The organism is Pantoea cypripedii (assembly GCF_011395035.1).
GTDB classification, from domain to species: Bacteria; Pseudomonadota; Gammaproteobacteria; order Enterobacterales; family Enterobacteriaceae; genus Pantoea; species Pantoea cypripedii_A.
The window spans coordinates 1,988,990-2,004,843 of record NZ_CP024768.1; the positions used below are offsets into that span (position 1 = coordinate 1,988,990).

The window sequence follows — 15,854 nt, forward strand, 5'->3', positions numbered from 1 at the left end:
AGGAAATATGGCTAAACGCGAAAGCATTTATATCGACGCTTTTCCCCATGCCAATCCGATCCCGGCTGCGTGCCGGGTGGGATCGATGCTGTATTCCGGGGTGATTTATGGCCGGGACCCGCAGACGCAGCAGGTGCCCGCCGATTTGGGCGAGCAGTGCGCGCTGATGTTCCGGCATATGGCGAGTATCGTCGGTGCGGCAGGTGGCAGCATGGAGGATGTCATTAAGGTCACATTATGGATGCAGGATAAAAGCCAGCGCGAGGTGGTGAACCGTTACTGGTTACAGGCTTTCCCGCAGCAGCATTCGCGTCCGGCACGCCACGCACTGGAGGGCAACTTCAGCGGTAATACCTTAATTCAATGCGATTTTATTGCGGTACTCGATCGTTAATCCTCCTTCGGCGGGCAGTCATTGTATCTGCCCGCACCTTTCTCTATATTGCCTGTGAGTCATATCAATCTGGACTATGTCGGAAATTTCGATATATTTAAATTCAGTGAGATTTGTGTGGTTATTCAGGCAACAGCGCGGGGGCAGACATGGTCGGACAGAGCGAATTGGACACGCAACCTGCGGGTGGCAAAACGGGCCGCCGCGCGCGTGCCTTCGATTATGGTGAATTACGCCTGTTATTGCTGGCGATCATCGCCAAACAACCCAGCCACGGTTACGAGCTGATTCATGAAGTCAATGAACGGCTGGGCGGCACTTACAAACCCAGTCCGGGCGTGCTCTATCCGGCGTTAACCTGGCTCTACGATCGCGGCTACGCCGAGATCGATTTAGAGAAGGGTGGACGCAAACGCTACACCATCACCGACGAAGGGCATGCCTTTCTCAGCGCCAATAAAACCGTGATTGATATGCTGGTGGCGCGCGTGGTGCCGAAGGGGCAAGGGCATGGTAAGTCGCCGCAGGCGATAGTGGAGGCGATGGACCATCTGAAACGTGCACTCAGCCTGCGCGCCAAAATGGAACCGGTAGCGGAGCAGGTGGTGACGCGTATCGGCGACATTATCCATGTCGCGGCCAACCAGATCGAAGCCCTGCTTAATGCGCCGATGCTGAGCGAGGGGGCGGCAAAATGTGTAGCCGATATCGTCACCCCCAACGGCGAGCGTTTTCTGCGCCGCCTCGGCAGCCATTTCCAGCATCGCACGCCGGTGGTGATGGATGAGAACAGCGGCCATTTCCGCATGAGCATGGGCGAAGTCCGCATGGAGGCGCTGGACGGCATTTTTCGTGTCACCTTAACCGCGCTGAATGACGAAAAACTGATTGAGATGCAACACATTCTGGTGCGTCATCTGGAAGAGGCCGCCGTGCGGGAAACGCTTGAGGTGGTGTGGCAGCCCGGCTGAATCTTAGCCAGGTCGGCATGAATGCCGACCCTACACCCGTAGGGTGCGCATTTATGCGCACCGGGTTCATTTTTAACGGAAATCCGCCGCCAGCGCCGAGGTTGCTTTCACCAGCAGCCCGACATCACTGCCCACCGCGACAAAGGTTGCGCCCAGCGCCAGATAACGCGCACAAAGCTTAGCATCGGCACTCAAAATTCCTGCCGCCTTGCCATGTGATTGAATACGCAGCAGCGCCGCTTCCACCGCCTGCTGTACCTCCGTAGTGGCGGGTTGTCCCGGATAGCCCATATCCGCTGCCAGATCGGCCGGACCAATAAACACCCCATCGACACCCTCCGTGGCGGCAATGGCATCCAGCTGTGCCAGGCCAGCCCGGCTTTCCACCTGCACCAGCAAACAAATCTGCGCATTGGCGGTGGTCAGATAATCCGGCGTGCGGTTAAAGGCAGAAGCCCGAGCCAGCGCCGCGCCCACACCGCGTATGCCCTGCGGCGGGTAACGTACCGCTTTGACCAGTGCCTGAGCCTGTTCTGCGCTTTCCACCATCGGGATCAGCAGCGTTTGCGCGCCGATATCCAGCAGTTGCTTAATCAACCAGGGGGCATCCATTGGCGCACGTACCACGGCATGGGCCGGTGCTGCCGCCAGCGCCTGTAACTGGCTCATCAGCAATGGCACATCATTGGGCGCGTGCTCACCATCCAGCAGCAGCCAGTCAAAACCGGCAGCGCCGCAAATCTCGGCGCTGTAGGGGCTGGCCAGCGCCAGCCACAGGCCAATCTGCGCCTTTTTATGTTGCAAAGCCTGTTTAAAACCATTGATCGGTGCAGACATCGTTACCTCACGCAAAATAGCAACTGACGGAGCCATGACGGCCATAGTCAGCATGAATGGTGTCGCCATGACGGGCTTCAATCGGGCGGATAAAGGAGCCGGCCAGCACAATCTGTCCGGCAGCGAGGTGATCGCCATATTGCGCCAGCCGGTTTGCCAGCCAGGCAATGCCGCGTGCCGGATGGTTCAGCACCCCCGCGCCCAGCCCGGTTTCCTCAACGGTGGCGTTACGCGACACAATCGCCCCCAGCCAGCGCATATCGACGTTTTCCGGGGAAAATAACTGGCTGCCCAGCACCACACCGGCATTGGCGGCGTTGTCGGACACGGTATCGACAATGGTGCGTGCTTTGCCAGTGGCGGCATCGCTGCGCACGATGCGGGTATCAAGAATTTCCAGCGCGGGTAACACGTAAGCGGTCGCCGCCAGCACCGCTTCGACATCCACATCGGGTCCCTGTAACGGTGCCTTGAGGACAAAGGCCAGCTCCGCTTCAATACGCGGCTGAATAAAACGGTCGGCGGGAATGGTCGCGCCGTCGTCAAACACCATGTTGTCGAACAATACGCCGGAATCGGGGGTGTCGATATTCAGGGCGTACTGCATCGCTTTCGAGGTCAGGCCAATTTTCCAGCCAACCACTTTACGTCCCCCCGCGATCTTTTGTCTGACCCACGCCTGTTGTACGGCGTAAGCATCGTCCAGGGTCATCTCCGGGTAGCGCAGCGATAACAACCCGGTCTGGCTACGGTGGCGCTCGGCATGATCGAGCGCCTCCACGGCGGTTAATAATTCGCTCTGGCTTAGCATCATCACACCTCATCCTGAACGACGTTACGCAGGGTGCCGATGCCTTCGGCGTGCACCTCAATCACATCGCCGGGCTTCAGCCAGACAGGGGGATCAAAACGCGCCCCGGCCCCGGTGGGGGTGCCGGTAAAAATGATGTCGCCGGGATTGAGCGGAATAAAGGTGGAGATATAGGCGATGATCCAGCTAAACGAGAAGGTCATATGGCGGGTGCGGTCATCCTGACGCAGCTCGCCATTCACATGGGTGGTTAAACGGATATCGGCCAGCTGTGCGGCATCACTGAACGGCACCAGCCACGGGCCGATTGCTCCGGAACGATAGAAGTTTTTACCCTGGGTCACGTTAAATTTGCTGTGGCGTACCCAGTCACGCACCGTGCCTTCGTTACCGACGGTAATGGCAGCGATATGGTTGAGCGCCTCGTTTTCTGCAATGCGGCGTCCGGCTTTGCCAATCACGATCACCACTTCGCCTTCGTAATCGAGTTGCCCACTCTCGGCGGGACGCAGCAAGGGCTGTTGATGGCCGGTGAGCGATTCGGCAAAACGGACAAACATCGACGGGTAATCCGCTGCTGGCTGCCCGTCCTGATACTCCGCGTTGCGGTTGGGATAGTTGACGCCGATGCACAGGATTTTGCCTGGCTGGCTCAGCGGCACTTCGTATTGAATATCGGCCAGCGCATAATCAGGCGGCAGGTTTTGCGCCTCAGCGGCCAGCTGACTCAGCGCCTGATCGGCGATCACCGCATCCAGCGTTGGCCAGCGTGTGCCAAAGCGTGACGTAAGATCGATAACACCGGCACCGCTGATCAAACCATATCCCTGCACCCGACCATTTTGGGCCGAAAAACGGATAAATTGCGGTCGTTCCACGGGTTTTCTCCTTCTTTTGCTAAAAAAACGGCGAGCAGATACCCGCCGCTCCCAGCACGATGGCTGAGCAGTGAACCAGACACAGGAGGGTACGGCGTTGACGCAGCGCCGTGACGCGTTATTTCAGGTTGAACATACGCGCAGCGTTGCCACCCAGAATATTGGCTTTATCTTCGGCGCTGATATCCAGACCTTCGATGGTTTCAATCCCTTTGAAGAACCAGTCTTTGCGGATGGGATAGGAGCTGCCATAGAGGATATTTTTGCCACCAATCACCTTCACCGCCGCTTCCAGCTGCGCTTTACCCCACTGCGGTGCGCCAGAAGTATCGAAGAAAATGTTGTTGCTCAGCTGCGCACGCAGGTTGCCGGTGCCGGTCTGGAAACGATCGACGGCATCGTTGAACTGATGCTGCGGCGGAACCAGCATATCGGCGAAGGCATAAAACGCACCGCCCAGCATCGAGTGGATAAAGCGCAGGTTCGGCAGCTCATCGAACATGCCGCTGAACAGCTCGCGGCCAACCGCTGTCGCCTGGTCAACGCAGCGGCCAAACTGACGACGCTGGTTGGTGTAAGGCAGCACCGAGTTGAAATCCACCGGCAGCGGCGTGTGGTGCACCACCACCGGTACGCTCAGGTCGTTAAGGAATTTCAGGTACGGACGGAATGCGGCATCGTCGAGGTAAATCTGGCCGTAATGGGCGACGATCTGCGCGCCACGGAAACCCAGCTGATTCAGGCAACGATCCACTTCGCGCAGGCAATCTTCGGTACCCCACGGTGGCACCACCGCCAGCGCCGACATGCGGCCTTCGCTGCGTTTCACGTATTCGGCCATGCGGGTGTTGACCTCTTTACAGGTCTCCAGATCCAGCCACTCCTGCCACACCGGCAGACGGAAAATGGCATGATCAACCCCGGCTTTCTCCATGTCCGCCAGCTGGCTTTCCAGCGTGTATTGCCCTTCGGCATAGTTGAGGTTAACGAAGCCTTTCGGCTGCTCGATAATCAGCTGGCTCAGTTCTTTGCCTTCAATTTTCTCTACGCGGGTATGCACGCCATATTGTTTCGGCACGCAGTCGAGAAATGAATTCAGCAGCTTCTTGTCAGAAAACAGCTCGCCGGGCAGCCAGTGCATATTGGCATCGATAATCTTGCTCATAGTCAGTTCCTTTCTGTCTCAGTTAAGGGGCAAATTATTTAGGGGTGGCAAAAACCGATTTATATTTCGTCGGTTGGTCGGTCTCTTTTTCTGTCGGAATGCGCATACCGGCTTTGGCGTGGTATTCGCTGAAAATCGACAGGGCTTCTTCATGGGGAAAGATGTTTTCGATGTCGTCGAACGGCTTACCGCCGCTGCGCTCCTCGACGATACGGCGCACCACTTCCGGGCCTTCGCCGCGTGAGGCCAGCACCAGCCAGTTCACTTTTTCGCGACGTTCCAGCTCGTAAGCCTGCAAGGCGGCAACCGGGTCATTGATGCTGGCGAGTTTCTCCGCCACCACGCGCGCATCGACAAACGCCTGGCAAACGCTGTTGCCGCCGCGCGGGTACATGGCGTGTGCGGCGTCGCCGAGCAGGGTGATGCGACCAAACGACCATTGCGGTAACGGGTCATGATCGATCAACGGGAACAGATAACATTCGCGGGCGTTGCGGATCATGGCGCTGACATCGAGGAAATCGAGCTGGCAGTCATCAAACACATGTTCGATTTCCTTCACGCCGGTTTGCTGGTTCCAGTCCTCTTCGCTTTGCGGTTTCTCGTCCTGCTCAATCACCCAGTTCACCAGTTGATTGCCCTGGTCATCGACGTTGTTCTGAATCGGATAGACGATCAGCGTGCCCTGACGAATCGGGTCGCCGATGTGCAGAATGCTGCCGCCGGTTTTGAATGGCGGCATCACAGTGACGCCGCGATACAGCGTCAGACCGGAGAAGTGGCTACGTGCGGATTCTGGCAACAATTTGCTGCGCACCACCGAACGGATACCATCTACGCCAATCACCACATCGGCACGCACGCTTTGCGGCGCATTGGGGTTTAAGCGGGTATCGAAATGGACGGTCACGCCGCTGTCATCCTGCTCGAAATGGCTGCAACGACAGCCGAGGGTGATGGCATCAGCCCCCAGACGTTGCTGCACCGCTTTGTACAGCATCATTTGCAGATGGCCGCGATGGACAAAACGCTGGTCGTATTCGTAGCCCATATGTTTGCCACACTGCTCGCCGAAGATTTGCTGGCCGTAGCCGGTGTAAAAAATCGATTCTTTGGCTTCCACCGAGATGTCGACAAAGGCGTCGTACAGGCCCAGCTCGGTGATTTCTTTTACTGCATATGGCTTGATGTCAACGCCAACGCCCAGCGGTTTAATCTCGGCCACGGCTTCAAACAGGCGGGGACGAAAGCCCTGCTGATGCAGGCGCAGAGCGGTTGCCAGACCGGCCGGACCGGCACCAATAATGACGATATCCAACATGATGACTTCCTCTTGTTATTCAGAGTTCAACTATGACTTTTCAGGGTATTTGTTTTGAGGTCGTGCGCGGTTTGCCGCTGCACATCGCGCAGCCAGATCGGCAGTCCTGCCAGACACACCACCAGCCCGGCGATCACCAGCAGCGCCAGTGACTGCGGGTCTTCGCTGTTCTGCGCGGCGATAAACAGCGGTGGGCCTAAGAACACGCCCACCAGCGTCAGCTGGGTGATCAGACCGCTGGTGGCACCGATGCTTTCACGTGATGGCGCAACCACCGGGGCCAGCGCCCACATGCCCACCAGCAAGCCGCTGCCAAACATAAACACCCATGAAGCCGCGACGGACACCATAAAGCCGAGCGGCAGGGTGTAGATCGCCAGAGCAGGTGCGCCGGTCAGAACCAGCCCGACCACGCCAATGGCGGCGGCTTTCACGCCCCGGTTAAGCATCGCGCCGACCATCAGGCAGCCGATGCCGTTACACACCATCGCCACCACGTTCCAGTGCGCGACTTCCAGCACCGGCACGCTGTAGCGTTTGGCCAGGTAAGGGGCGAGGGTGGAGATAATGCCGGTTTGCAAAAAGGCGTCAGCACCGAATGAAATGCCCAGCAGGTAGATCAACGGGCTTTTCAGCACGGCACGTAAGCCACGGGTACGGGAGAACTGCGCTTTTTCTTCGGCAGTGCGGCGCGGCAGACTGACGGTGGCGACAAAGGCCAGCGCCAGGGTAAGCACCGAGTGCGCCAGAAAGGCGGCACGCCAGCTGCCAAAATGTTCGGCGAGGCCCGCCGAGAGGAACGGCAACAGGAAACTGGCAGGGACAAATGTCGACCACAACGCCATCGCCATATTGCGCTGCTTGCCGGTGGTGATGCGGATCAATAGCGTCACCGCTGCCACGGCGGTGAGCACATAGCCGATACCGGTGACGATGCGTCCGGCCAGCAGCAGATTGAATGCCGGGGCGGCGACCACGCAGATATCCCCTGCCACAATCACCACGGCACCGATCAGCAACACCACCCGGTCACCGACCCGGTCAACGATGTAGCCCGCCAGCAGCGCACCGAGGGCCACCATCAATGACGGCAGCGACATAATCAGCCCAATCTGGCTGTGTTCAAAGACATGGAACTCTTTGGCGATGGAACCTAACTCGGTGACCGCTTCACTGACGGTCATCGCCGCCATCACGCCAAGCGCATAGGCGACCAGAATTCTGACCAGCGGATTTTGAATAAATGTACTCACGATCCTTTCTCCCAATGGCTGATTTCATAAAATGCTCAGGTTTACCGCAGAGGGCCGGTACCCCTAACCATCATTGGCAAGGGCGAGAAAGCGCTCCAGCGTGGGCGGATCGACGGGGACTTCCGGCTGAATAACCGGGACGTGGGCGAAAGGCGTTGCTTCGGTGAACCATTTGTTCTGTGCCGGTAATCCCCACTGATCGGCGCGTTTGGGATCGGCCAGATTCCAGCCGAGGGCCGGTTCGAGGTCGATATGCTGGTAATGGGTATTAAACAGCTCGATACGGTGCCCATCGGGATCGCGGAAGTAGACAAACAACGCACCGCTGATACCGTGGCGGCCTGGGCCGCGTTCGAGTTGCGGTGCGTACCCCAGTGCCCCGGCCACATCGCAGGCACGGATCATGTCGTTGGTATCGGGCAGGGTGTAGGCGAAATGGTGCAGGCGCGGCCCGGGTCCCTGGGTAAAAACGATGTCGTGGGGATTGCCCTTACGTTGCAGCCAGACGCCCCACAAATGCTGATCCTGCTCAACCTGAGACCAGGTGTATTCACTGACGCGAAAACCCAGCGGCTGATAGAACGACCACGCCTGGCGCACATCGCTGGTCTGGAGCTGGTAATGATCGAGACGCTGGGCGCTGGCACCACGATAATGCTGATACTGCTTCAGCATCCGCTCACACGACTCCATTGAGGCGCAGAACTCCAGCGGTACGCCGACGTTGTCAGTGACATGCAGGGTTAATCCCTGATAAGGCACCTCCACCACGGCGGTTTCCCGGCCCTGTGAGGCAAAATACGCTTCCGCTTTATGGATATCGTCATCGTTACGTACCCGCATCCCGATCCGGGTGCAGTGGGTATCCAGCGATTTTTTCAACACCAGGCTGTGATGCCCGCGTTCTTCCAGACCGCGCAGATACACGCTGGAATCATCCTCGTCACTGACCACCAATCCGATGAGATCGGTATAGAACTGTTTGCTGACCTCAAGGTCGCGAACGTTCAGGACAACATGACTGGCACGCGTCACGTTGAAAGGTGGCTCCAGAACCAACTCGTCGATCTGTGGCATGGGTATGTTCTCTCTTTCAGATTAAACAAAGGGTAGCGCTGTTGTAATAAATTTAGATATATCGTGTTAATAGATATATCTCATAATGTTGCCGCGATTGGCGATCGAGCGCACAGTTTGGAGGGAAAATTTTTGCAGGACGCAGGTGCGGATTTTTTGCGCAATAAATTGCGCCGCTACGGGCGGTGCAGGGTTTGGTAGCGGCGCGATTTATCGCGCGGTTTTGTATCGCACTGTATCTGCGCCGCTCACCAATACATCGCGAGGCAAAAAACCGGGTTGTCAGAAACAACCCCAATACATCGGCATGGTGTTATGTAGGCGTTGTCACTCATCAATCAAATTTCTGGAGATACCGCCATGTTTCGTAAACCATTGCTGGCTACATTGATCACCGCGACTGCCCTGTTTGCTGCCACCCATGCCGCTGCGGCAACCCCGACAGAAGCCGATTATGCGCAGGCGTTTCATACCATCCATCAGGTGAAAGCCGGGGTGCTGAACGTTGGCTATGTCGATATCGGTCCGCGTGACGGGCAGGCGGTGATTCTGCTGCATGGCTGGCCTTACGACATCAACAGCTACGCCAGCGTTGCGCCACAACTGGCGGCGCGGGGTTATCGCGTAATCGTGCCGTATCTGCGCGGTTATGGTTCCACCCGTTTTCTGTCGGCCAGCACGCCGCGTAATGGACAACCCTCAGCGCTGGCCGCTGACACGGTGGCGCTGATGGATGCGCTGGGCATTAAACAGGCGGTGTTCGCCGGTTTTGACTGGGGCGCACGTACGGCGGATATCGTGGCGGCACTGTGGCCGGAGCGGGTGAAATCGCTGGTTTCCGTAAGCGGTTATTTGATCAGCAGCCAGCAGATTGGTGAAAAACCGCTGCCGCCACAGGCCGAGCTGCAATGGTGGTATCAGTTCTATTTCGCCACTGAACGTGGCCGTGAAGGTTATGCGAAAAATACCCATGATTTCGCCAAATTAATCTGGCAGCAGGCTTCTCCTGGCTGGAAATTCAGTGATGCCACATTTAACCAAAGCGCCCAGGCGCTGGATAATCCGGACCAGGTTGCCGTCACCGTCAGCAATTACCGCTGGCGTATCGGGCAGGAGAAAGGCGAACCACAATACGCGGCGTATGAGAAAAAACTGGCCACGCTGCCGGTCATCAGCGTACCGACCATTACCATTGAAGGGGATAACAACGGCGCGCCGCATCCGGCCCCGGCAGCTTATCGGGCAAAATTCAGCGGCAAATATGAACATCGCACCTTTAGCGGCAATATCGGACACAATCCACCGGCAGAAGATCCGCAGGATTTTGTCAAAGCGGTGGTTGATGCCGCAAAGATGTGATTTTGTGGTAATAATTTGTTTTCGGACCGGTATTTTGTACCGGTCTTTTTTGCATTCATCCTTTTGACCTGACTGATGACAGGAGGTTGTTTTGGAGCATATTGATCACATCCTGGTTGTTGATGATGACCGGGATATCCGCGAACTGGTCACCGACTATCTGATTAAATCCGGCTATCGCGCCACCGGGGCGGCCAATGGCCGGGAAATGCGTGCGCTGCTGGCGGCCAATGCGGTGGACCTGGTGGTGCTGGACATTATGATGCCCGGCGACGATGGCCTGACCTTATGTCGTCAGTTACGCAGCGACCCGCAACGTAACCTGCCGATTCTGATGCTGACCGCACGCAGTGAAGACAGCGACCGTATTCTCGGGCTGGAGATGGGCGCAGATGATTATCTGATCAAACCCTTTGTGGCGCGTGAGCTGCTGGCTCGGATCAAAGCGATTCTGCGCCGCACCCGCGCCTTGCCGCCCAATCTGCAAATTACCGAGACCGGTCGCCTGATTGCCTTTGGTGACTGGCAGCTGGATACCTCGGCGCGTCATCTGCTGGATAACGAAGGGGTGATTGTGGCGCTGAGCGGGGCAGAATATCGCTTGCTGCGCGTCTTTCTCGATCATCCCCAGCGGGTATTAACGCGCGACCAGCTACTTAACCTGACGCAGGGACGTGAGGCCGAGTTGTTCGAACGCTCGATTGATTTGCTGGTCAGCCGCTTGCGTCAGCGTTTACGCGAGGATGCGCGCGAACCCGCCTACATTAAAACGATCCGCAGCGAAGGTTATGTGCTGGCATCGCCGGTGATGATCAAAGAGGTCAATCTATGAGGCTCTGGCCGCGTTCGTTGTTGTCCCGGCTGGTGCTGATTGTCCTGCTGGGACTGGTGCTGGCGAACGGGATGACGGTGGTCAGCCTGATGATTGAGCGCATGAGCAGCGCCAAAACCGTGATGCTCGGCAACCTGGAATATGATGTCGCCACCAGCGTGGCGATTCTTGATCACCTCCCGCCCTCAGAGCGGCCAGGCTGGCTGGCAAAACTGGCGCGCGGCAATTATCGCTATCAACTGTCGGCAGGACAGGCTGGCCCCTGGCCGGACAGCTGGCGTACCCGCGATGCCATCCGCTCGCTCCAGCAGACGCTCGGTGGACACTATCCCTTAACCTTCAGCAACATTCCCGGCCCGAAGTTACATATTCAGGCCCATATTACGTTGCATGATGGCGCACCGCTGACGCTGGATCTGTGGCCGCGGATGCCCCCCATTGCCCGCTGGCTACCAGTGGTGTTGTTTGCTCAGCTGGTGCTGCTGGCCTTCTGTGCCTGGATCGCGGTGCGGCAGGTGGTGCGGCCTTTTATGCGCTTCACCGAGGCGGTTGAAGGGCTGAAACCCACCCGTGCCAGCATCATGCCTGAAAGCGGCCCGGCGGAAGTACAGCAGGCGGCACGTGCCTTTAACGCCATGCAGCTACGCATCCAGGATCATCTTAAGGAAAGGGCGCAGATTCTGGCCGCCATTTCTCATGATCTGCAAACCCCCATTACCCGCATGAAGCTGCGTGTCGAAATGTCGGAACAGCCGGAGCTGCGCGACAAGCTGCTGGGCGATTTAGATAATATGAGCCGCCTGGTGCGTGAAGGTATCGATTATGCGCGTTCGGCGCAGATACCGGATGAAACGCCACAGCGGGTGAGCCTCAACGCATTTCTCGATAGCATCGCCTGCGACTATCAGGATGTCGGCAAAGCCGTGACCTTTTTGCCCTGTAGCGGCACAGATAACTTTCACATTCGCCAGCAGGCGCTACGCCGCGTCATGACCAACCTGATCGATAATGCCCTGAAATTTGGTCATCAGGCCGAGGTGCTGCTGCTGAACCGCGCGGATGGCACGATGGTCATCCATGTGCGTGATAACGGGCCGGGTATCCCGGAAGCGGAGCTGGATGCGGTACTGGAACCGTTCTACCGCGTCGAGAATTCACGCAATCGTCACACCGGCGGCACCGGATTGGGACTGGCTATCGCCGCGCAGTTGGTCAGCCAGATGGCCGGTAGCCTGAAACTGAGCAACCGTCCGCAGGGTGGGCTTGATGTGCAGGTCATGCTGCGAGGGTAACAACGTGACCCTTTTGTAGCCTTATGTATCAACACCACCCCGGGATATGTGAGGAGACAAAAAGGGGGGATGACGGAAACGTTGTGAATACATCCGTTGGGTTAAATAAGCGCACTGCCAGATAACGCAGTAGTGCATTCACCCCATCATATTCACGAGGTTCCCGATGAAAAAGTTTCTGTTTAGTGCCCTTGCCGCCGTCACACTTACGGCTTCTTTTACTGCTCTCGCCGCCCAGCAAAATCCGCCGGTCAACACCGTGGTGCTGGTGCACGGTGCCTTTGCGGACGGCAGTAGCTGGAATCGGGTGATACCGCTGCTGCAATCTCACCACATTAACGTGATTGCGGTGCAACTGCCGCTGACCTCCTTACAGGATGACGTCGCCGCCACTCAGCGTGCCATTGCCCGCGCCCCGGGTGATGTGGTGCTGGTGGGGCATTCGTGGGGTGGCACGGTTATCACCGAAGCAGGTAACAATCCGCATGTGAAAGGTCTGGTCTATGTCGCCGCCTTCGCGCCTTCCGCCGGACAATCGACCGGCGATCTGGCAGGAAGCTACCCATCCCCGCCAGGCAGCGCCGGTATTGCCAAAACGCCGGACGGTTTCCTCTACCTGCCAGCGCCAACGGTGGCGAAGGATTTCGCGCAGGATGCGCCCGCCAGCCAGCAAAAACTTCTCGCCGTGACGCAGGGACCGATTCGCGCCGCGGCCTTTGGTGACAAAGTCAGCCACGCGGCCTGGATGCAAAAACCGAGCTGGTATCTGGTTAGCACGGAAGACCGGATGATTAACCCTGATCTGGAACGGGCCATGGCGCAGCAAATCCACGCCAGCGTCAGCAGCGTAGCGGCCAGCCATACCTCAATGCTGAGTCACCCGACTACTGTCGCGCAGGTTATTACCCGTGCCGTTGACGGCGTGAACGCTCAATAATCACTCTCTGGAGGTTAGCTATGTCATTAGTTATCGCGTTTCTGGCGGGGATGCTGACGTTACTGAGTCCCTGCACATTGCCGGTCATCCCGTTTGTGTTTGCCAGCGTGCGCGGCAAACGAGGGCAAATGGTCGCGTTGCTGGCGGGGATGGTGCTGGTGTTCACCGTGGTTTCCCTGCTGATTTCGGTGGCAAGTAGCTGGGTGACGCAGGTGACGACCGCAGGGCGCTGGCTGGCACTGCTGTTCCTGGCGCTGACGGCCATCACGCTGCTGTCCACCCGGGCGGCGCAATTTATCACCACGCCTTTTATGCTGCTCGGCAACCGTATCAATAATGCCAGCAACCAGCGCACTGGCCTGGCGGCGGCACTGCTGGCCGGGATGGCGATCGGTATGCTGTGGTCACCCTGCGCGGGGCCGGTACTCGGGGCGATTCTTAGTCTTGCGGTAACCGGTCAGCATGCCTTTTCGGTGGGTTTATTGCTGGCGGCCTATGGTGGCGGGTGTGCCTTGATGCTGGGGGTGTTGTGGTATGCCGGACAGGGATTGCTTGCCCGTCTGCGTCCCGGTCTGGCAATGATGACAGGTCTGCGTAAGGGGGCTGGGGTGCTGATGCTGGCATCGGTGGTGTTGCTCGCCAGCGGCAGGCAAGGGGCATTGCAGGCGGCTCCTGCACTGGCGCAAAATCTTGAGCAGCGTCTGAGCCACTTTCTGCCGACCAGCGCGCCGAAAATTACCCCGGTGCCGGTGGTGGAACAGACGCAAAGTGCCCTGCCTGGGCTGGAGGGCGGCACGTCATGGTTCAATAGCGCACCGCTGAGCCGGGCGGATCTCAAGGGCAAAGTGGTGCTGATTGATTTCTGGACCTATGACTGCATCAACTGCCAGCATACGTTGCCGCACGTCCGTGACTGGGCAAAGAAATATCATGCCGATGGCCTGACGGTGATTGGCGTGCATACCCCGGAGTATCCGTGGGAACGTGATCCGGCAGCGGTCGCTCGGGCCATCAAACAATGGGGGCTGCCATACCCGGTGGTGGCGGATAACAACTACAGCATCTGGAATCGCTTCGGCAATATGTACTGGCCAGCGCATTACATTTTCGATGCTCACGGCCAGCTGCGTTACACCGCATTTGGTGAAGGCGATTATGCCGGGCAGGAGAAGGTGATCCAGCAGCTGTTGCAGGAAGCTAAAGCGTAAACCTCAATGACCTCAATTTACCGGTGCGCATGAATGCGCACCCTACGATCGTAGGGTCGGCATTTATGCCGACCAGGTATTAAGACGCGAAGGTTAACGCCCGCGGTTCCAGAAACGCCGTGATCCCCCATTGTCCCATTTCCCGTCCGATGCCCGAACTGCGGAATCCGCCAAAGGGGGCGCGCGGTTCATGCGCCAGGGTATTAATCATCACTCTGCCGGCCAGAATCTGCTCGCCAATCTGGCGTGCTCTGGCCTCATCTTCACCGATGACCAATGCCGAAAGCCCATACCGGGTATCGTTGGCGATAGCGATAGCCTCCTGCTCATCCCGATAGGTTATCAGGCTCAGTACCGGGCCAAAGATTTCTTCCTGGGCGATGCGCATATCATTGCTGACATCAGTAAATAAGGTCGGTTTGACATACCAGCCGTGGGTCAGCGGTTCCGGTCGGCCGCTGCCACCCGCCAGCAGACGTGCACCCTGTTGTGTACCGAGTTCAATGTAACGTTGAACGCGCTCCCATTGCTGCTGGTTAATCATCGGGCCAATGGTGGTGCTGGCATCAGCCGGATCGCCAGAGCGCTGAGCTTGCACTGCGGCGGCCAGAGCCTGTTCAAATTCGGCTTTACGTTGTTCTGGTACCAGAATGCGCGTTCCGGCAATGCAGGCTTGCCCGCTATTGATAAAACCCGCCTGCACCGCAAGTTCGGCGGCGCGTGTGGCATCAGCATCGGGCAAAATCAGGGTGGGCGATTTGCCCCCCAGCTCCAGGGTAACGCGTTTAAAGCAGTCAGCAGCGCTGCGCAGAATGGTTTTGCCGGTGGCGGTGGAGCCGGTAAAGGAGATTTTCGCCACATCCGGACTGGTACTGATGGCATGACCCACCGTCGCACCGCGACCGGTGACGATGTTGAATACGCCGGGCGGTAATCCGGCACGATCCAGTGCTCTGGTCACCACCTCGGTTTGCAGTACGCTGAATTCACTGGGTTTGATCACCGTGGTGCAACCGGCGGCAATCGCGGTAGCCAGCTTATGGCAGATAAAGCCAGCGTTGCTGTTCCACGGCGTGATCAGTCCGGCCACCCCGAGCGGCAGCATCTGCACCGTGGCGCGTCCTGCCTGTTGCTGAAAAGGATAGGCTTGCAGTTCGACCATCACCAGTTTGATGACATCAGCGGGCCAGGTGGCCATCCATTGCGAACGTGAGGAAGGTGCGCCATATTCTTCGCGCACCGCCTCGTGCAGCTCCGCTTCACATTGCTGCAAGGCGTGAAACATACTTTCCAGCAGCGCCAGCCGTTGCGTAACGCTATATTGGCTAAATGCGGGGAAGGCGGCTTTGGCTGCCGCGATGGCGTGCATGGCATCGCTTTCATCGGCCAGCCGGGCTGTGCCGATCACGCTGCCGTCGGCGGGTCTGATAATATCCATCCTCTCGGTGCCTGCCGGGGTGACAAAACGGCCATTAATGTAAATATGTTCGATTGAGCGCATGGGCTGTTCTCCTGTAAG

The 15,854-nt window shown here is 57.9% G+C and carries 15 protein-coding genes; 7 read left to right on the plus strand and 8 right to left on the minus strand.

All coding sequences use genetic code 11. From position 1 onward, the window contains the following. Positions 1-7 precede the first annotated feature (7 nt). Together CUN67_RS09315 and CUN67_RS09320 are read left to right on the plus strand one after the other, a co-directional pair. Positions 8-394: a RidA family protein gene (locus tag CUN67_RS09315; RefSeq protein WP_208715000.1), complete on the plus strand. Its 387-nt coding sequence runs from the start codon at positions 8-10 to the stop codon at positions 392-394. Between the two features lie 149 nt (positions 395-543). Further along, the gene (locus CUN67_RS09320) at positions 544-1,365 is read left to right on the plus strand and encodes a DUF2218 domain-containing protein (RefSeq protein WP_208715001.1); all 822 of its coding nucleotides are present in this window, start codon (positions 544-546) and stop codon (positions 1,363-1,365) included. A gap of 72 nt (positions 1,366-1,437) precedes the next feature. On the opposite strand, the gene hpaI is transcribed toward CUN67_RS09320, so the two are convergent. The 7 genes from hpaI to hpaD form a co-directional block, all read right to left on the minus strand. After that, positions 1,438-2,202 carry a 4-hydroxy-2-oxoheptanedioate aldolase gene (gene hpaI, locus CUN67_RS09325; RefSeq protein ID WP_208715002.1) on the minus strand — a complete coding sequence of 255 codons (765 nt, stop codon included), beginning with the start codon at positions 2,200-2,202 and terminating at the stop codon, positions 1,438-1,440. A gap of 7 nt (positions 2,203-2,209) precedes the next feature. Beyond that, positions 2,210-3,013, minus strand: a complete 804-nt coding sequence (hpaH, locus tag CUN67_RS09330) for a 2-oxo-hept-4-ene-1,7-dioate hydratase (protein WP_208717140.1) — start codon at positions 3,011-3,013, stop codon at positions 2,210-2,212. Positions 3,014-3,015: 2 nt separating this feature from the next. After that, positions 3,016-3,891, minus strand: coding sequence for a fumarylacetoacetate hydrolase family protein (locus tag CUN67_RS09335; protein ID WP_208715003.1), 876 nt, complete (start codon positions 3,889-3,891; stop codon positions 3,016-3,018). 118 nt (positions 3,892-4,009) lie between these two features. Beyond that, on the minus strand, positions 4,010-5,056 hold the full coding sequence (locus CUN67_RS09340; protein ID WP_208715004.1) for an amidohydrolase family protein: 1,047 nt from the start codon (positions 5,054-5,056) through the stop codon (positions 4,010-4,012). A 34-nt stretch (positions 5,057-5,090) separates the two neighbouring features. After that, entirely contained in the window at positions 5,091-6,377 is a 1,287-nt protein-coding gene (locus CUN67_RS09345) for an FAD-dependent monooxygenase (RefSeq protein ID WP_208715005.1), read from the minus strand. Positions 6,378-6,403: 26 nt separating this feature from the next. Then, positions 6,404-7,630 (minus strand): MFS transporter, encoded by a 1,227-nt coding sequence (locus tag CUN67_RS09350; RefSeq protein WP_208715006.1) that lies wholly within the window; start codon positions 7,628-7,630, stop codon positions 6,404-6,406. A 63-nt stretch (positions 7,631-7,693) separates the two neighbouring features. Continuing rightward, complete coding sequence (gene hpaD, locus CUN67_RS09355; protein ID WP_208715007.1) at positions 7,694-8,707, minus strand: 3,4-dihydroxyphenylacetate 2,3-dioxygenase; 1,014 nt, start codon at positions 8,705-8,707, stop codon at positions 7,694-7,696. Positions 8,708-9,067: 360 nt separating this feature from the next. Between hpaD and CUN67_RS09360 the strand changes: the two genes are divergently transcribed. From CUN67_RS09360 to CUN67_RS09380, 5 genes are all read left to right on the plus strand, one after another. Further along, positions 9,068-10,066, plus strand: coding sequence for an alpha/beta fold hydrolase (locus CUN67_RS09360; protein ID WP_208715008.1), 999 nt, complete (start codon positions 9,068-9,070; stop codon positions 10,064-10,066). Positions 10,067-10,157: 91 nt separating this feature from the next. Further along, positions 10,158-10,898 carry a response regulator gene (locus tag CUN67_RS09365; RefSeq protein ID WP_208715009.1) on the plus strand — a complete coding sequence of 247 codons (741 nt, stop codon included), beginning with the start codon at positions 10,158-10,160 and terminating at the stop codon, positions 10,896-10,898. Then, a complete protein-coding gene (locus CUN67_RS09370) occupies positions 10,895-12,190 on the plus strand; it encodes an ATP-binding protein (protein ID WP_208715010.1) in 1,296 nt (431 codons plus the stop codon). Before CUN67_RS09365 ends, CUN67_RS09370 begins: the two co-directional genes overlap by 4 nt. A 166-nt stretch (positions 12,191-12,356) precedes the next feature. Further along, positions 12,357-13,127 carry an alpha/beta fold hydrolase gene (locus CUN67_RS09375; protein ID WP_208715011.1) on the plus strand — a complete coding sequence of 257 codons (771 nt, stop codon included), beginning with the start codon at positions 12,357-12,359 and terminating at the stop codon, positions 13,125-13,127. 20 nt (positions 13,128-13,147) lie between these two features. Further along, positions 13,148-14,335, plus strand: a complete 1,188-nt coding sequence (locus CUN67_RS09380) for a cytochrome c biogenesis protein DipZ (RefSeq protein ID WP_208715012.1) — start codon at positions 13,148-13,150, stop codon at positions 14,333-14,335. Between the two features lie 79 nt (positions 14,336-14,414). Here CUN67_RS09380 and CUN67_RS09385 read toward each other — a convergent pair whose 3' ends face one another. Then, entirely contained in the window at positions 14,415-15,836 is a 1,422-nt protein-coding gene (locus tag CUN67_RS09385) for an aldehyde dehydrogenase family protein (RefSeq protein ID WP_208715013.1), read from the minus strand. Positions 15,837-15,854: the final 18 nt, after the last annotated feature.

Excerpts from the sequence above, each read along its gene's own strand:
- CUN67_RS09315 (WP_208715000.1), top strand. The coding sequence starts at position 8 with ATGGCTAAACGCGAAAGCATTTATATCGACGCTTTTCCCCATGCCAAT.
- CUN67_RS09345 (WP_208715005.1), bottom strand. The coding sequence starts at position 6,377 with ATGTTGGATATCGTCATTATTGGTGCCGGTCCGGCCGGTCTGGCAACC.
- CUN67_RS09375 (WP_208715011.1), top strand. The coding sequence starts at position 12,357 with ATGAAAAAGTTTCTGTTTAGTGCCCTTGCCGCCGTCACACTTACGGCT.
- CUN67_RS09385 (WP_208715013.1), bottom strand. The coding sequence starts at position 15,836 with ATGCGCTCAATCGAACATATTTACATTAATGGCCGTTTTGTCACCCCG.
- CUN67_RS09380 (WP_208715012.1), top strand. The coding sequence starts at position 13,148 with ATGTCATTAGTTATCGCGTTTCTGGCGGGGATGCTGACGTTACTGAGT.
- CUN67_RS09360 (WP_208715008.1), top strand. The coding sequence starts at position 9,068 with ATGTTTCGTAAACCATTGCTGGCTACATTGATCACCGCGACTGCCCTG.
- hpaI (WP_208715002.1), bottom strand. The coding sequence starts at position 2,202 with ATGTCTGCACCGATCAATGGTTTTAAACAGGCTTTGCAACATAAAAAG.
- CUN67_RS09340 (WP_208715004.1), bottom strand. The coding sequence starts at position 5,056 with ATGAGCAAGATTATCGATGCCAATATGCACTGGCTGCCCGGCGAGCTG.
- CUN67_RS09320 (WP_208715001.1), top strand. The coding sequence starts at position 544 with ATGGTCGGACAGAGCGAATTGGACACGCAACCTGCGGGTGGCAAAACG.
- hpaH (WP_208717140.1), bottom strand. The coding sequence starts at position 3,013 with ATGCTAAGCCAGAGCGAATTATTAACCGCCGTGGAGGCGCTCGATCAT.
- CUN67_RS09370 (WP_208715010.1), top strand. The coding sequence starts at position 10,895 with ATGAGGCTCTGGCCGCGTTCGTTGTTGTCCCGGCTGGTGCTGATTGTC.
- hpaD (WP_208715007.1), bottom strand. The coding sequence starts at position 8,707 with ATGCCACAGATCGACGAGTTGGTTCTGGAGCCACCTTTCAACGTGACG.